Origin of the sequence: Bacillus sp. FSL E2-8900, from assembly GCF_037966225.1 — a bacterium.
GTDB lineage: Bacteria > Bacillota > Bacilli > Bacillales > Bacillaceae_G > Bacillus_A > Bacillus_A cereus.
This window is the reverse complement of record NZ_CP150193.1, coordinates 5079833-5094979: the sequence shown is the minus strand read 5'-3', so window position 1 is coordinate 5094979 and position 15147 is coordinate 5079833. Positions and strand designations below refer to the sequence as shown.

Here is a 15147-nt window from a genome sequence, read left to right as displayed (position 1 = left end):
AGGTGTCCCTCCTTTACTAAGTTGGTAAAAGAATAAGGTTGCGCAACAAATGTACAACCTAATAAATATAAAATGTATATTTATACGAAACGTATTTTAAAACCTAAAAACGTCGTTTGTATATGAGATAGGGTTTTCGACAAAAAAAGCAAATGTGGACAACTATTTACCCACATGTGATTAAAACTGTCCACATGTTATACACAAATTGTGGATAAGATAAAGATGTGGAAAACTTATTCAAAGTGAAAACACAACTATAATATCAAAAAAAAGTGGCTATAGCAATGAATTTAAGAAAGTTATCCACAAAATCAATACCTTGTGGAATAAACTTGTCCACAACACGATATACTGTGTAAAAGTGTGAAAAAAGTTTGTGGATATAAAAAACGCGAAAAAATATTTATCCACAAGGAAATATAGGTGCTGTGAAAAAGTATGTGAATAGGTTCAAAATGAATATTTGATGAAAATTTCTAGAACCATTGACATTTTCCTAGTTAATTAACTATAATTTATAGGACTGTCTTTAACAGATATTCCTCAGGGAGGTGTCATATAATGAAAAGAACTTACCAACCAAATAAACGTAAGCGCAGCAAAGTACATGGTTTCCGCAGCCGTATGAGCACAGCGAACGGACGTAAAGTGCTAGCAGCTCGTCGTCGTAAAGGAAGAAAAGTATTATCTGCGTAGACCACTGATCGTTCAGTGGTCTTTTTTTCTAATAATAGTGAATTTCCGCTGATGAAATACAGGAGTGTCAATTGATATGAAGAAAAAACATCGTATAAAGAAGAATGATGAATTCCAGGCGGTTTTTCAAAAAGGAAAATCAAATGCAAATCGTCAGTTTGTTGTATACCAATTAGATAAAGAAGAACAGCCAAACTTTCGCATCGGCCTTTCTGTTAGCAAGAAAATAGGAAATGCAGTAGTTCGTAATCGAATTAAGCGCATGGTCCGTCAGGCTATTACAGAGTTAAAAGATGAGATAGCTTCTGGAAAAGATTTTGTTATAATAGCAAGGAAGCCTTGTGCAGAGATGACATATGAAGAAGTAAAGAAAAGCTTAATTCATGTCTTTAAACGCTCTGGTATGAAAAGAATAAAAAGGTAGCGTAAGGAAATGAATTACACTATATACATACCGATACAAGGAGGAGTAGGCTTTGAAAAAGAAATTAGGTTTACTAGCCATGGTCGTTGCATTAATGGCGATTGCCACCGGTTGTAGTGAAACGGGTCAGCCGATTACATCGAAAAGTACTGGGATTTGGAATGAATATTTCGTATATCCGCTTTCTCAGTTAATCACGTATTTTGCCGAATTATTTAACAGTAATTACGGTTTAGCAATTGTTATTACAACTCTTATCATTCGTTTTGCATTATTACCATTAATGATTAAACAAACGAAGAGTACAAAGGCAATGCAAGCGTTACAACCAGAAATGGTGAAGTTAAAAGAGAAATATAGTTCTAAAGATCAAGCAACACAGCAAAAACTACAACAAGAAATGATGCAGTTATATCAAAAGAATGGTGTAAATCCATTGGCAGGATGTTTACCGATATTTGTTCAGATGCCTATTTTATTCGCGTTTTATCATGCGATTATGAGAACAACAGCAATTAGTGAACATACATTTTTATGGTTTGATTTAGGAAAGGCAGATCCGTTCTATATCTTACCAGTCGTTGCAGCAATTACGACATTTATTCAGCAAAAGCTTGCAATGGCAGGAACAGCTGGTCAAAATCCACAAATGGCAATGATGCTTTGGCTTATGCCGATTATGATTTTAATCTTTGCAATTAACTTCCCAGCTGCATTATCACTTTACTGGGTTGTTGGTAATATCTTTGGTATTGCTCAAATGTACTTTATTAAAGGGCCAGAGATTAAGGCTAGTAAGGCTGGTAAAGCTGGAGGCTCAAGCAAGTGAGTGTAATTACTGCTAAAGGACAAACAGTCGAGCTGGCAGTAGAGGATGCTTTAAGGCAATTAAATACATCAAAAGATCGAGTAGATATAAATATTGTCGATGAGGGTAAAAGGGGATTCTTAGGTTTATTTGGGAATCGCCCTGCAGTAGTAGAAGTTGTATTGAAGAAAGATCCAATTCAAGAATGTGAAGAATATTTAAGAAATGTTATTCACGATATGGGTGTGGAAGTCGAGATTAGTAAAATTGTAAAAGGACGCGAAATCGAATTCACAATTTCTGGTGATAATGTAGGTGTTTTAATTGGGAAAAGAGGTAATACATTGAACTCTTTACAGTATTTAACAAAACTTGTCGCGAATCGTAACACGAAGCAGTATATCGGTATTACACTAGATGCTGAAAATTATCGTAGTAAAAGAAAAAGTACGTTAGAATCACTTTCTTATCGATTAGCGAAACAAGTATTTAATACGAAAAAAAGAGTTATTTTAGAACCGATGCCATCTTTTGAACGAAAAATTATTCATCAGGCATTATCAAATCATCAAGGTATCAATACAACTTCTGAAGGAAATGAACCACATCGGCATGTTGTAATATCTCCTAAATGACCGGTTGCTCAAATGAGTGCCGGTTTTTTTGAGCGGAAAATAGATGTGGATAACTAAAAAACACTAAACTTATCCACTGTGAATAAGTTTAGTGTTTTTTACATGGGGATATAATAAAATGAGTTATTCTTCTTTTGTAGATAGGTTCGTTATGGTATCCTAATAATTTAGTGAAAGAAATAATCATGTTGAAATAGAGATAAATAAGCAAGTGAGGTGAAAGGACATGGAATTTGATACAATTGCTGCGATTTCCACAGCGCTTGGAGAGGGTGCAATTGCCATTGTTCGAGTAAGTGGGGATGATGCGGTTGAGAAAGTTGATCGTATTTTTAAGGGGAAGGATTTAACAGAGGTTCCTTCTCACACTATTCATTATGGTCATATTGTTGATTTAGATACAAATCAAGTTATTGAAGAAGTTATGGTGTCTATTATGCGCGCACCAAGGACTTTTACACGTGAAAATATAGTGGAAATTAACTGTCACGGTGGACTTGTTTCAGTAAATAAAGTATTGCAACTTATTCTAGCACAAGGAGTACGATTGGCAGAGCCGGGCGAATTTACAAAACGTGCTTTTTTAAATGGACGTATCGACTTATCACAAGCAGAAGCTGTTATGGATTTGATTCGAGCAAAAACAGATCGTGCGATGAATGTAGCAATTAATCAAATGGAAGGGCGATTATCTAAATTAATTGGTCTTTTGCGTCAAGAAATATTAGAAACATTAGCTCATGTTGAGGTAAATATAGATTATCCAGAATACGATGATGTAGAAGAGATGACACATAATATTTTAATTGAGAAAGCGACGCATGTTCGTTCGGAAATCGAAAAAATATTAGAAACATCAAAACAAGGGAAAATTTTACGTGAAGGTATTGCTACAGCAATTATCGGTAGACCTAACGTTGGGAAATCATCGTTATTAAATAGTCTTGTTCAGGAGAAAAAGGCAATTGTAACTGATATTGCAGGAACAACTCGTGATGTTATTGAAGAGTACGTCAACGTGCGTGGTGTACCTCTTAAACTTATAGATACAGCCGGTATTCGGGAGACAGAAGATGTTGTTGAACGAATTGGTGTGGAACGTTCAAAAGAAATGATGAGCCAAGCGGATTTAGTATTAGTTGTTGTCAACTATAGCGAGGCTTTAACAAATGAGGATGAAGATCTATTCCGTGCGGTACAAGGAAAAGACTTTATTGTTATTGTGAATAAGACTGATTTACCGCAAGCGATTGATATGGAACGTGTTACAGAGTTAGCCGCGGGAAATCGTGTTATTACAACATCCTTAATTGAGGAACAAGGAATAGATGAACTCGAAAAGGCAATAGCTGATTTATTCTTTGAAGGAACAATCGATTCTGCAGATATGACATATGTTTCTAATGCGAGACATATTGGATTATTAACACAAGCAGGAAAAACAATCGGTGATGCAGTTGAGGCGATTGAAAATGGTGTACCAATTGATATGGTACAAATTGATTTAACAAGAACGTGGGAAATACTTGGTGAAATTACTGGGGACACAGTGCATGAAAGCTTAATTGACCAGTTGTTCTCTCAATTTTGTTTAGGAAAATAATATAGTGAAGTTGTAGAAAGATAGAGATTATTAGGAGGAATAAACAATGGGATACAATGCCGGTTCATACGATGTCATAGTAATCGGTGCAGGTCATGCAGGATGTGAAGCTGGTCTTGCGGCAGCACGAATGGGCTCAAAAACATTAATGTTAACAATTAATTTGGATATGGTAGCATTCATGCCATGTAACCCTTCTGTTGGTGGACCAGCAAAAGGGATTGTTGTTCGTGAAATTGATGCATTAGGCGGAGAAATGGGACGTAATATTGATAAAACTCATATTCAAATGCGTATGCTAAATACAGGTAAGGGACCAGCCGTACGTGCACTTCGAGCGCAAGCTGATAAATTCGCTTACCAACATGAATTAAAGAAAACAATTGAAGAAACACCAAACTTAACGTTGTTCCAAGGAATGGTAGAGCGTTTAATCGTTGAAGAAGGTGTATGTAAAGGGGTAGTTACACAAGCTGGTGCAGAATATACAGCAAAAACCGTTGTAATTACAACTGGAACATTTTTACGCGGCGAGATTATCATGGGCGACTTAAAATATTCAAGCGGTCCAAATAATCAGCAACCGTCTATTACATTATCTGAGCATTTAGAAGAACTTGGATTTGATCTTGTTAGATTTAAAACAGGGACACCTCCGCGTGTAAACAGTAATACAATTGACTACAGTAAAACAGAAATTCAACCAGGTGATGATAAGCCACGTGCGTTCTCTTTTGAAACAACGAAATTTATTATGGATCAAATTCCATGTTGGTTGACATATACAAGTACAGAAACACACCGTTTAATAGATGAAAATTTACATCGTTCAGCTATGTATTCTGGTATGATTAAAGGAACAGGCCCTAGATACTGTCCTTCTATTGAAGACAAAGTAGTAAGATTTAATGATAAACCACGTCATCAAATTTTCTTAGAGCCAGAAGGGCGTAATACACAAGAAGTATATGTACAAGGTTTATCCACAAGCTTACCAGAAGATGTACAACGTGACATGCTTAGAACAATTCCAGGCCTAGAAAATGTTGAAATGATGCGTACAGGTTATGCAATTGAATATGATGCAATTGTGCCAACACAACTATGGCCAACACTTGAAACGAAAAAGATTAAAAATTTATATACAGCAGGACAAATTAATGGAACTTCTGGTTACGAAGAGGCGGCCGGACAAGGGCTTATGGCTGGAATTAATGCAGCATGCCGTTCTTTAGGTAAAAAAGAAGTTGTTTTAGGTCGCGAGGATGCTTATATTGGCGTCTTAATTGATGATCTTGTAACGAAAGGTACAAATGAACCATATCGTTTATTAACGTCTCGTGCAGAATACCGTTTATTATTACGCCACGATAATGCTGATCTTCGTTTAACTGAAGTTGGTCGTGAAATTGGACTAATTAAAGAAGAGCGCTATGAGCGATTTACAAATAAAAAATTACAAATTGAACAGGAAAAGGAACGTTTAAGCAGCATTATTATTAAACCACGTCCTGAAGTTCAAGAATTAATTCGCAATATTGGCGGAAGTGAATTGAAAGATGGAATACGTGCAAGTGACTTATTACGTCGTCCAGAGATGACATATGAGCATATTCATCTTTTAGTACCAAGTGAAGTAGAATTAAGTGATGAAGTTAAAGAACAAGTTGAAATTCAGATTAAGTATGAAGGGTATATTGAAAAATCTTTACAGCAAGTAGAGCGTATGAAGAAAATGGAGAGTAAAAAAATCCCTGTAGATATTGATTATGATGCGATTTCTAGCCTTGCTTCAGAAGCTAGACAGAAATTGAAAGATGTTCGTCCACTTTCAATGGGGCAGGCTTCACGTATTTCTGGCGTAAATCCAGCGGATATTTCCATTTTACTTGTGTATATAGAACAAGGAAAAATTGCACGCGTATCGAACCAATAAATAGTAAGGAGATATTGCTAGATGAACATAGAACAATTTCAATCTATGCTAGAAGAGAAGGGAATCACCCTCTCTTCTAGACAGTTAGAGCAGTTCAAAATCTACTTTGAAACATTAGTAGAGTGGAATGAAAAAATGAACTTAACGGCTATTACAGAAAAAGAAGAAGTATATTTAAAACACTTTTTTGATTCCATTACAGCTGCTTTTTATTATGATTTTTCAAAACCATTCTCAATTTGTGATGTTGGTGCAGGGGCTGGATTCCCAAGTATTCCTTTAAAAATCTGTTTCCCGCACTTAAAAGTAACAATTGTAGATTCATTGCAAAAACGTATTAATTTCTTAAATCACTTAGCCCAAAAGTTAGAATTAAGTGATGTTGCATTTTGTCACGATCGTGCTGAAACATTTGGGAAAAAAGAAGGTGTACGTGAATCATACGATATTGTAATGGCACGTGCAGTTGCGCGTCTTTCTGTATTAAGTGAGCTATGTTTACCACTTGTAAAAGTTGGAGGAACATTCATTGCAATGAAAGGTGCAGCAGCAAACGAAGAAATTGAAAATGGCAAGTATGCTTTAGAGGTGCTAGGCGGAGAGTTGAAAGAGATGTCTACTTTCCAATTACCATTTGAAGAGAGTGAACGTAATATTTTATTAATCGAGAAAAAGCGCAAGACACCAAAGAAATATCCACGCAAACCGGGAACACCCAATAAATTACCTATTGAAAAATAAATCTTATTAGACGTAAGATTAAATTATATAAATGAAAACGTAAATGTTTCATAGGAAACATTTTATGGAGAATAGTCAATAGGCCTAAAAGGTGGTGGAATATGTATGAAAAATACGTTTTCTCGTTTATTTGGCTTTGGAGATAAAGAGAGCGAATTCGAATTACAAGACGAAAGCCATGAAGAGATAGATAAAAAGGTATATGAAGAAATACAAGAAATTCCGATAGTAAATATTACCCCTAACCGTTATCAACCAAGAACAGTTTTTGATGATGCGCGTATTGATGAGCTAGCATTAACAATTCGTACACATGGACTTATTCAACCGATTGTTGTAAGGCAATATGAGGATGATAAGTACGAGATTATTGCTGGAGAAAGACGTTTTCGCGCGGCAACAAAGTTAGGTTGGGAAAAGGTTCCTGCAATTATAAAGAATTTAAATGATACAGAGACAGCTTCTGTAGCTTTAATTGAAAACTTGCAACGTGAGGAACTAACGGCAATCGAGGAAGCTGTGGCATATCAAAAGCTGATTGAGTTACATAATTTAACACAAGAAGCATTGGCACAACGACTTGGAAAAGGACAATCTACAATCGCAAATAAGTTGCGCTTGTTAAAGTTGCCTGAAGAAATAAAAAGTGCATTATTAGAAAAAAGCATTACAGAACGTCATGCCCGCGCCCTCATTCCTTTAAAAAATGAGGAATTACAACTGAAGGTTTTACAGGAAATTGTGGAGAAACAACTAAATGTAAAGCAAACAGAAGAACGAATTGCGAAGTTACTAGAGGAAGCGAAACCGAAGCGTAAGGCAAAGCAAAAAGCAGTAAGTCGAGATACAAGGATTGCTATGAATACAATTAGACAATCTTTACAAATGGTTACTGAAAGTGGTTTGAATGTTAATTCTGAGGAAGAAGAATTTGATGAGTACTATCAAATTACAATTAAAATTCCAAAGAAAAAATAATAATGATGTGCTAGAGACCTTATCCTATTGGAGAGGTCTCTTTTACTATATTTTCTTGTTAAATGAAGAAGGAGTTTAGAAATAAATTTTGAAGTTTAATAAAGGACGTAAAAGAAAAAGTTTTATTTCATGTTACAATAAACGTAATTGTTACTAGAATAAGATAGAAAGGTTGAAAGTAGGTGACATCATGGGAAAAATCATTGCTATTGCTAATCAAAAAGGCGGTGTTGGAAAAACAACAACATCTGTTAATTTAGGGGCTGGATTGGCGCAAGTAGGTAAAAAAGTCCTTCTTGTGGATATTGATGCTCAAGGAAATGCAACGACTGGTGTGGGAATTGAAAAATCTGAATTAGATCAATGTATTTACAACGTTCTTGTGGAAGATGCAGATGTTCAAGGGGTTATACAGAAAACCGCAACTGAAAACTTAGATGTTCTACCCGCTACAATTCAATTGGCTGGTGCTGAAATTGAATTGGTACCGACTATTTCCCGGGAAGTACGTTTGCAAAGAGCATTACAGCCAGTTCGTGATGAATATGACTATATTATTATCGACTGTCCCCCATCTTTAGGGTTATTAACGATTAATGCATTAACAGCAGCAGATTCTGTTATTATTCCTGTACAGTGTGAATATTATGCACTAGAAGGGTTAAGTCAGCTATTAAATACAGTTCGACTTGTACAAAAACATTTAAATAAAAATTTAGCAATTCAAGGTGTATTGTTAACAATGTTGGATGCCCGTACAAATTTAGGGATTCAAGTTATAGATGAAGTGAAAAAGTATTTTAGGGATAAAGTATATCGCTCGATTATTCCGCGTAATGTACGCTTGAGCGAGGCTCCAAGTCATGGGAAACCTATTATGCAGTATGACGCTAAATCAAGAGGAGCAGAAGTGTATATAGATTTAGCAGAGGAAGTGATTGCAGGTGGCTAAAGGATTAGGAAGAGGAATTAATGTGTTTTTTCCTGATTTAGATGTGAAAGAAGAGGAAACAATTCAGGAGATTCTTGTAACTGAATTAAGGCCGAATCCATATCAACCGCGTAAACACTTTAATAAAGAGGCGATTCAGGAATTAGCAATTTCGATTAAGGAACACGGTATTCTACAACCATTAATTGCTAGGAAGAGTATTAAAGGATATGAAATTGTTGCAGGTGAAAGACGATTTCGTGCTGCAAAAGAGGCTGGTTTAGAAAAAGTACCTGCGGTTGTAAGACAATTAACTGAACAGCAAATGATGGAATTTGCTTTGTTAGAAAACTTACAACGAGAAGATTTAAATCCTATGGAAGAGGCAATGGCATACCAGATGTTAATGAATGAGCTAAATGTAACGCAAGAGCAATTAGCGAAACGTCTTGGTAAAAGCAGACCTTACATTGCAAATTATACTCGGTTATTAAGCCTACCTTCTTTCGTACAAGATATGATTGCAAATGGTCAACTTTCAATGGCTCATGGGAGAACTTTACTTACGATAAAAGATGAAGAACAATTGAAGTCCTTATTGAAACGCATTGAAAAAGAAGGATTAAATGTTCGTCAATTAGAGAAAATCGTCCAAGAGATTAATCAACACGTTTCACGTGAAACAAAAAAAGTGAAAAAAGAGCGAAATATATTTTTCGTAGAACGTGAAACGTTCTTAAGAGAAAAGTTTGGCACAGATGTGAAAATTAAAGAGACGAAAAAAGAAAAAGGTAAAATCGAAATTGAATTTTTTAATAAAGAAGATTTAAATCGTATTTTAGAACTATTAGCACAGAAAAATTAAAAAGCAAACCATCTTATTATTTATAGATGGTTTGCTTTTTTTAATGCGGATAATTTTTGATCCGTCTCTTTTATACTTTTTGCGATTACATCAGCCATTTTCATGACTAAACTTAATCTTGTATTTTGAAGAACGAAAAACTCCATAAACCCATTTAGATTGACGATACCGTGTATGTGCAAATCACCAACTGCAGGTAATTTCTTATTCATAGCAGCTCCAGGTTTACTAGGTCCCTTTCCAGTAGTGATTGATCCGATATTTTGGGACTTTCCTAAACATGCATCAACAGCAATTATAAATGCAGTAGGATATTCTTTCTGTATATTCTGAATTTTCTCTTCTAAATTTAGCGCATGTACTGGCTCATCTAGTGTACCGAATACTTGGAGGTTTTGGATGTCTATTTGTTCAAGTTTTGTACCAACTAATGGGCCGAGTGCGTCACCTGTAGAGCGATCTGTGCCGATACAAACGAGAATGAGTGGTATATTAGTTTTAATAGGAATATGGGTAAGTAAGAAATTACTGATTATCTCAGAGGCTTCTAGATCTTGGTGCATAACGTTTTGAGTTTCTTTCTCAAAAAATGGTAAGCGAAAACTTCCAATATTCATGAAGCACCCATCCTTTTAATAAATTTTCAATATATGTTATATGGTGAGGAAAATGGAAAGTTATAAGTGCGTAATTTTTGCAAAATGTGAATGAAAACGGAAATAATAGTACTAGTATATATCTATTCGTTCCATTTTATACCTGGATGTCGGGGATAAAATAGGATTAAAATCATAAAATTTTTTCAGCAATTAGGGGACTTCTGATACAATAATAAGGGTAACTAAAAAGAAATTTTAGCTAGAGAGGTAGAGGTACATGGATTTATTAGCGAAGTGGTTTAATTCTATGAAACAGTATTTATTAGATGCTGATCGTTGGGCTCATATTGGAGTTGCGACATTAAAAATATGTATTATTTTAACAATTGGTGCAGTTGTTGTGCGAATTGCAAGGGCGGTTGTACGAAATGCGTTTCGTATGGGGAGTCGTTCTCCAATTCAAATTTCAGAACGTCGTACAGTTACAGTAGCGAAATTACTTGAAAATATTGTAGCGTACGTTGTTATGTTCATTATGCTAATTGCGATTTTAGGTGTGTTTGATATTAATGCATCAGGTTTATTAGCGGGTGCTGGGGTAATTGGTTTAGCAGTCGGATTTGGTGCTCAAAGTTTAGTGAAAGACGTTATTACAGGTTTATTTATTTTGTTAGAAGATCAGTTTTCAGTTGGCGATTATGTTAAAATCGGTCAATTTGAAGGAGTCGTTTTAGAAATTGGACTTCGTACAACGAAAGTAAAGAGTTGGACAGGTGAAATTCATACTTTACCAAATGGAAGTATTATTCAAGTTACTAACTACTCAGTTAGTAATAGTGTAGCGTTTGTTGATGTATCTATTTCATATGAGGCTGATATTGCGAAAGCAGAGCAAGTTATTGAAGATTTATTAGTAGAATTACCTTCAAAGTACGAAAAAATGGTAACAACGCCTCAATTATTAGGTGTGCAAACATTAGCAGCATCAGAAGTTATATTACGTGTTATTGCTGAAGTAGAACCGATGCAACATGCAGTTATTGCAAGGGCACTTCGTAAAGAGATTAAAAATCGTCTTGATTTACATGGAATTGAAATTCCATATCCACGTATGGTTTTATATAATCGTGAAGAATTAGTTAGTGGAAAAGCAATTTAGTATGGAGAGGAGTTTGGAGAATGGAGCAAAAGGAATATAACTTGTATGATGTTGTGGAAATGAAGAAAGCCCATCCATGTGGCGAGAATCGTTGGAAAATTATTCGTATGGGAATGGATATCCGCATTAAGTGCGAGGGGTGTGACCATTCAGTAATGATTCCTCGAAGAGAGTTTGATCGTAAGGTGAAAAAAATACTTGTGAAGCACGAAGAATAGAGGGAGAGTAACAGTTACAGTAGGTAACTGTTACTTTTTTTCGTTTGGCGGAAACTTGTCATTTTTTTCGTTACTATCTATAATGATGAAAGATTGAGACATAGGAGTGAAAAATATGGGATTAACGGCTGGGATTGTTGGATTACCTAACGTAGGGAAGTCCACTTTATTTAATGCAATTACACAAGCAGGAGCAGAATCTGCGAACTATCCATTCTGTACAATTGATCCAAACGTAGGGATTGTAGAAGTACCAGATGAGCGTTTAAATAAATTAACGGAATTAGTAGAACCGAAAAAGACTGTTCCGACTGTATTCGAGTTTACTGATATTGCAGGTATCGTAAAAGGTGCTAGTAAAGGTGAAGGTTTAGGAAATAAATTCTTATCTCACATTCGTCAAGTAGATGCAATTTGCCAAGTTGTTCGTTGTTTTGAAGACGAAAATATTACGCACGTTTCAGGGAAAGTAGATCCAATTGATGATATTGAAACAATCAATTTAGAGCTAATTTTAGCGGACTTAGAGTCTGTTGATAAGCGTATCGAGCGTGTTGCGAAATTAGCAAGACAAAAAGATAAAGAAGCGGTATATGAGCATGAAATTTTAGTTCGTTTAAAAGAAGCTTTTGAAGAGGGAAAACCAGCTCGTACTGTTGAATTTACAGAAGAGCAGATGAAGATTGTTAAAGGCCTTCATTTACTTACAACAAAAGAAATGTTATACGTAGCGAATGTAAGTGAAGACGATATTATCGATCCTTCGGAAAATAAATACGTACAAATGGTAAAAGAATTTGCAGCAAATGAAAATTCTCAAGTAATCGTTGTATGTGCAAAAATCGAATCAGAAATCGCTGAATTAGACGAAGAAGAGAAAAAAGTATTCCTTGAAGAATTAGGAATTGAAGAGTCTGGTTTAGATCAATTAATTCGTGCAGCATATGACCTATTAGGACTTGCTACTTACTTCACAGCTGGCGTTCAAGAAGTACGTGCTTGGACATTTAAACAAGGAATGAAGGCACCACAATGTGCTGGTGTTATTCATACAGACTTTGAGCGTGGATTTATTCGTGCAGAAACAGTTTCTTACGATGACTTAATGACAAACGGTTCTATGACAGCTGCAAAAGAAGCTGGAAAAGTACGTTTAGAAGGAAAAGAATATATCGTAAAAGACGGAGATGTTATGCACTTCCGTTTTAACGTTTAATTTAATATTTCCTAGGAAAAATAAAGATATGAGCTTGGCAAATATATTATATGTTTGCCAAGTTTTTTATGTATTGGTGAGTTGATTCATATAACTTACTATGATATAATCTAAACTCGTGAGTAATTACTATAAATTAATTGCTCCTTGCCCATTACGGGCCGTTTAGACCAAAAGGAGGTGAAAGTGTAATGAGAAAGTACGAAATTATGTACATCATTCGTCCTGGCGTTGAAGAAGAAGCTCAAAAGGCTTTAGTTGAACGTTTTGCAGGTGTTTTAACAAACAATGGTGCAGAAATCATTAACACGAAAGAGTGGGGTAAGCGTCGTTTAGCTTACGAAATCAACGACTTACGTGAAGGTTTCTACATGATCTTAAACGTGAAATCTAACGCAGAAGCGATTAACGAATTCGACCGTTTAGCTAAGATCAACGAAGACATCCTTCGTCATATCGTTGTTAAAGAAGAAGAAAAATAATTGATATATAAGGGAGAGTGGTTCGATTGATGAATCGTGTTATCCTCGTTGGTCGTTTAACTAAGGACCCTGACTTACGTTACACGCCCAATGGTGTCGCAGTAGCTACTTTTACGTTAGCTGTGAATCGCGCATTTGCCAATCAGCAAGGTGAGCGTGAAGCTGACTTTATTAATTGTGTAATATGGCGTAAACAAGCAGAAAACGTAGCAAATTATTTGAAAAAAGGTAGCTTAGCAGGCGTAGATGGACGTCTTCAAACTCGTAATTACGAGGGACAAGATGGTAAACGTGTATACGTAACAGAAGTTCTTGCGGAAAGCGTGCAATTTTTAGAGCCGCGTAATGGCGGTGGGGAGCAACGTGGTTCATTTAATCAGCAACCATCAGGAGCTGGTTTCGGTAACCAAGGCTCTAACCCATTTGGTCAATCTAGTAATTCAGGTAACCAAGGTAATTCTGGATTTACGAAGAATGACGATCCATTTTCAAATGTAGGTCAACCGATCGACATTTCCGACGACGATTTACCGTTCTAATACAGTAAATTTGTTAGTTTTAACAAAGAATGGAGGGAAATAGACATGGCAGGACGCAAAGGTGGACGTGCGAAACGTCGTAAGGTGTGTTTCTTCACAGCTAACGGCATCACTCGCATTGACTATAAAGATGTTGATTTATTAAAACGTTTCGTTTCTGAGCGTGGTAAAATTTTACCTCGTCGTGTAACAGGAACAAGCGCAAAATACCAACGCAAACTTACAGTTGCAATTAAACGTGCTCGTCAAATGGCACTTTTACCATATGTTGGTGAATAATAGCGTATGAAATGCACAGTAGAGTGGGACTCTACTGTGCATTTTGCTATGCTTTTCTTTTTGAAAGAGAGGTTAAAATGTGAAACAAACAAAGTTTATTACAGAAGGTGCAGCATTATTAGCTATATATGCAATTTTATTGCTTATATCTATGTTCCGATTTTGGGTACAGTTGTAACTTTTGCGTTGCCGTTACCATTTATACTATTAATGATAAGACATAAACTATCTAATGTGCTCGTGATTTTTGTAGCGGCACTTTTTGTTACTATTATTGTGAGTCAACCGCTGAATTTAGTGAAGACAATTATGTTTGGATTGATAGGGATTGTTTTAGGATATATGTATAAAACAAGAAAAAAGCCAGTGGAAATCTTAATAGCGGGGACGCTTGCATACTTAATTGGTTTTGTACTTATTTATGTTGCGAGTATAAAGTTTTTCAACATAGATATAATGAAGCAAATGCAAAGTATGTTTAGTGAAAGTATGGCGAAAAGCGAAAAGATAGTAAGTGCTACAGGTATGCCGATTAGTAAGGAACAAAAAGAGTTACTTGCACAAATGAATGATATATTACAATCGTTACTTCCAAGTATACTTGTGCTAGTTTCAGTATGTTTTTCTTGGATTACAGTGATAATATCAGGTAGTGTTTTGAAAAAGTTAAAACATGAAGTTATATCTTGGCCTAAATTTAAAGATATACAATTACCAAAGAGTATCATTTGGTATTACGTTATATTTATTTTGTTAGCAACTTTTATAAAAGTAGAACCAACATCATATTTACATATGGTATTTTCTAACCTAAATGTCATATTTGCACTATTGCTTGTACTGCAAGGTCTGACATTTATCGCCTTTTTAGCGTATAGAAAAGGTTTTACTAAAGGGGTTCCTATTATTAGTTTTATTGCATGCATGTTTATTCCGATGCTGTTTCCTCTTGTGACAATCTTAGGTATAATTGACTTAGGGATTTCATTGCGTTCTAAAATAGGGGGATAAAATAATATTCCTTATACTATTTTA

17 protein-coding genes and 1 pseudogene are annotated in these 15147 nt (G+C 35.4%); 17 read left to right on the top strand and 1 reads right to left on the bottom strand.

The annotated features are described in order from the left end of the window. The first annotated feature begins 564 nt into the window (after nucleotides 1–564). The 10 genes from rpmH to spo0J all read left to right on the top strand — a co-directional run bounded on the left by rpmH (nucleotide 565) and on the right by spo0J (nucleotide 9620). A complete protein-coding gene (gene rpmH / locus NST90_RS26085; protein WP_000831901.1) occupies nucleotides 565–699 on the top strand; it encodes a 50S ribosomal protein L34 in 135 nt (44 codons plus the stop codon). 76 nt (nucleotides 700–775) lie between these two features. Further along, the gene (rnpA, locus tag NST90_RS26080) at nucleotides 776–1123 is read left to right on the top strand and encodes a ribonuclease P protein component (RefSeq protein ID WP_025710391.1); all 348 of its coding nucleotides are present in this window, start codon (nucleotides 776–778) and stop codon (nucleotides 1121–1123) included. 52 nt (nucleotides 1124–1175) lie between these two features. Further along, entirely contained in the window at nucleotides 1176–1952 is a 777-nt protein-coding gene (gene spoIIIJ / locus NST90_RS26075) for a YidC family membrane integrase SpoIIIJ (RefSeq protein ID WP_025710390.1), read from the top strand. Beyond that, complete coding sequence (gene jag / locus NST90_RS26070; protein ID WP_000111516.1) at nucleotides 1949–2566, top strand: RNA-binding cell elongation regulator Jag/EloR; 618 nt, start codon at nucleotides 1949–1951, stop codon at nucleotides 2564–2566. The genes spoIIIJ and jag overlap by 4 nt, the downstream gene beginning before the upstream one ends. A gap of 226 nt (nucleotides 2567–2792) precedes the next feature. Beyond that, nucleotides 2793–4169: a tRNA uridine-5-carboxymethylaminomethyl(34) synthesis GTPase MnmE gene (gene mnmE / locus NST90_RS26065; RefSeq protein ID WP_000393757.1), complete on the top strand. Its 1377-nt coding sequence runs from the start codon at nucleotides 2793–2795 to the stop codon at nucleotides 4167–4169. A 46-nt stretch (nucleotides 4170–4215) separates the two neighbouring features. Further along, entirely contained in the window at nucleotides 4216–6105 is a 1890-nt protein-coding gene (gene mnmG / locus NST90_RS26060; protein ID WP_000541031.1) for a tRNA uridine-5-carboxymethylaminomethyl(34) synthesis enzyme MnmG, read from the top strand. Nucleotides 6106–6126: 21 nt separating this feature from the next. Beyond that, nucleotides 6127–6846, top strand: coding sequence for a 16S rRNA (guanine(527)-N(7))-methyltransferase RsmG (gene rsmG, locus NST90_RS26055; RefSeq protein WP_001019628.1), 720 nt, complete (start codon nucleotides 6127–6129; stop codon nucleotides 6844–6846). Nucleotides 6847–6951: 105 nt separating this feature from the next. After that, on the top strand, nucleotides 6952–7824 hold the full coding sequence (gene noc, locus NST90_RS26050; RefSeq protein WP_000799016.1) for a nucleoid occlusion protein: 873 nt from the start codon (nucleotides 6952–6954) through the stop codon (nucleotides 7822–7824). A 190-nt stretch (nucleotides 7825–8014) separates the two neighbouring features. Beyond that, nucleotides 8015–8776: a sporulation initiation inhibitor protein Soj gene (gene soj / locus NST90_RS26045; RefSeq protein WP_000516114.1), complete on the top strand. Its 762-nt coding sequence runs from the start codon at nucleotides 8015–8017 to the stop codon at nucleotides 8774–8776. Next, complete coding sequence (gene spo0J, locus NST90_RS26040) at nucleotides 8769–9620, top strand: stage 0 sporulation protein Spo0J (protein WP_001051832.1); 852 nt, start codon at nucleotides 8769–8771, stop codon at nucleotides 9618–9620. Before soj ends, spo0J begins: the two co-directional genes overlap by 8 nt. Before the next feature lie 20 nt (nucleotides 9621–9640). Here the strand turns inward: spo0J and yyaC are convergent, their stop codons facing one another. Further along, nucleotides 9641–10237 carry a spore protease YyaC gene (gene yyaC, locus NST90_RS26035; protein ID WP_001020714.1) on the bottom strand — a complete coding sequence of 199 codons (597 nt, stop codon included), beginning with the start codon at nucleotides 10235–10237 and terminating at the stop codon, nucleotides 9641–9643. Nucleotides 10238–10496: 259 nt separating this feature from the next. On the opposite strand from yyaC, the gene NST90_RS26030 reads away from it, so the two are divergent. The 7 genes and pseudogenes from NST90_RS26030 (at nucleotide 10497) to NST90_RS26000 (ending at nucleotide 15123) form a co-directional block, all read left to right on the top strand. Next, nucleotides 10497–11378 (top strand): mechanosensitive ion channel family protein, encoded by an 882-nt coding sequence (locus NST90_RS26030; protein ID WP_000364814.1) that lies wholly within the window; start codon nucleotides 10497–10499, stop codon nucleotides 11376–11378. Between the two features lie 20 nt (nucleotides 11379–11398). Next, a complete protein-coding gene (locus NST90_RS26025) occupies nucleotides 11399–11596 on the top strand; it encodes a DUF951 domain-containing protein (protein WP_000435485.1) in 198 nt (65 codons plus the stop codon). Between the two features lie 115 nt (nucleotides 11597–11711). Then, on the top strand, nucleotides 11712–12812 hold the full coding sequence (ychF, locus tag NST90_RS26020; protein WP_000524657.1) for a redox-regulated ATPase YchF: 1101 nt from the start codon (nucleotides 11712–11714) through the stop codon (nucleotides 12810–12812). A 191-nt stretch (nucleotides 12813–13003) separates the two neighbouring features. Further along, entirely contained in the window at nucleotides 13004–13294 is a 291-nt protein-coding gene (rpsF, locus tag NST90_RS26015; protein ID WP_001233778.1) for a 30S ribosomal protein S6, read from the top strand. Between the two features lie 26 nt (nucleotides 13295–13320). After that, nucleotides 13321–13833, top strand: a complete 513-nt coding sequence (gene ssb, locus NST90_RS26010) for a single-stranded DNA-binding protein (RefSeq protein ID WP_000981966.1) — start codon at nucleotides 13321–13323, stop codon at nucleotides 13831–13833. A gap of 45 nt (nucleotides 13834–13878) precedes the next feature. Next, nucleotides 13879–14112 carry a 30S ribosomal protein S18 gene (gene rpsR, locus NST90_RS26005; protein WP_000918873.1) on the top strand — a complete coding sequence of 78 codons (234 nt, stop codon included), beginning with the start codon at nucleotides 13879–13881 and terminating at the stop codon, nucleotides 14110–14112. Between the two features lie 79 nt (nucleotides 14113–14191). Continuing rightward, a pseudogene (locus NST90_RS26000) lies at nucleotides 14192–15123 on the top strand (YybS family protein). The last annotated feature ends 24 nt before the right edge of the window (nucleotides 15124–15147 follow it).

Excerpts from the sequence above, each read along its gene's own strand:
- rsmG (WP_001019628.1), top strand. The coding sequence starts at position 6,127 with ATGAACATAGAACAATTTCAATCTATGCTAGAAGAGAAGGGAATCACC.
- NST90_RS26025 (WP_000435485.1), top strand. The coding sequence starts at position 11,399 with ATGGAGCAAAAGGAATATAACTTGTATGATGTTGTGGAAATGAAGAAA.
- yyaC (WP_001020714.1), bottom strand. The coding sequence starts at position 10,237 with ATGAATATTGGAAGTTTTCGCTTACCATTTTTTGAGAAAGAAACTCAA.
- rpsF (WP_001233778.1), top strand. The coding sequence starts at position 13,004 with ATGAGAAAGTACGAAATTATGTACATCATTCGTCCTGGCGTTGAAGAA.
- mnmE (WP_000393757.1), top strand. The coding sequence starts at position 2,793 with ATGGAATTTGATACAATTGCTGCGATTTCCACAGCGCTTGGAGAGGGT.
- NST90_RS26030 (WP_000364814.1), top strand. The coding sequence starts at position 10,497 with ATGGATTTATTAGCGAAGTGGTTTAATTCTATGAAACAGTATTTATTA.
- ychF (WP_000524657.1), top strand. The coding sequence starts at position 11,712 with ATGGGATTAACGGCTGGGATTGTTGGATTACCTAACGTAGGGAAGTCC.
- mnmG (WP_000541031.1), top strand. The coding sequence starts at position 4,216 with ATGGGATACAATGCCGGTTCATACGATGTCATAGTAATCGGTGCAGGT.
- noc (WP_000799016.1), top strand. The coding sequence starts at position 6,952 with ATGAAAAATACGTTTTCTCGTTTATTTGGCTTTGGAGATAAAGAGAGC.
- rpsR (WP_000918873.1), top strand. The coding sequence starts at position 13,879 with ATGGCAGGACGCAAAGGTGGACGTGCGAAACGTCGTAAGGTGTGTTTC.
- soj (WP_000516114.1), top strand. The coding sequence starts at position 8,015 with ATGGGAAAAATCATTGCTATTGCTAATCAAAAAGGCGGTGTTGGAAAA.
- rnpA (WP_025710391.1), top strand. The coding sequence starts at position 776 with ATGAAGAAAAAACATCGTATAAAGAAGAATGATGAATTCCAGGCGGTT.
- rpmH (WP_000831901.1), top strand. The coding sequence starts at position 565 with ATGAAAAGAACTTACCAACCAAATAAACGTAAGCGCAGCAAAGTACAT.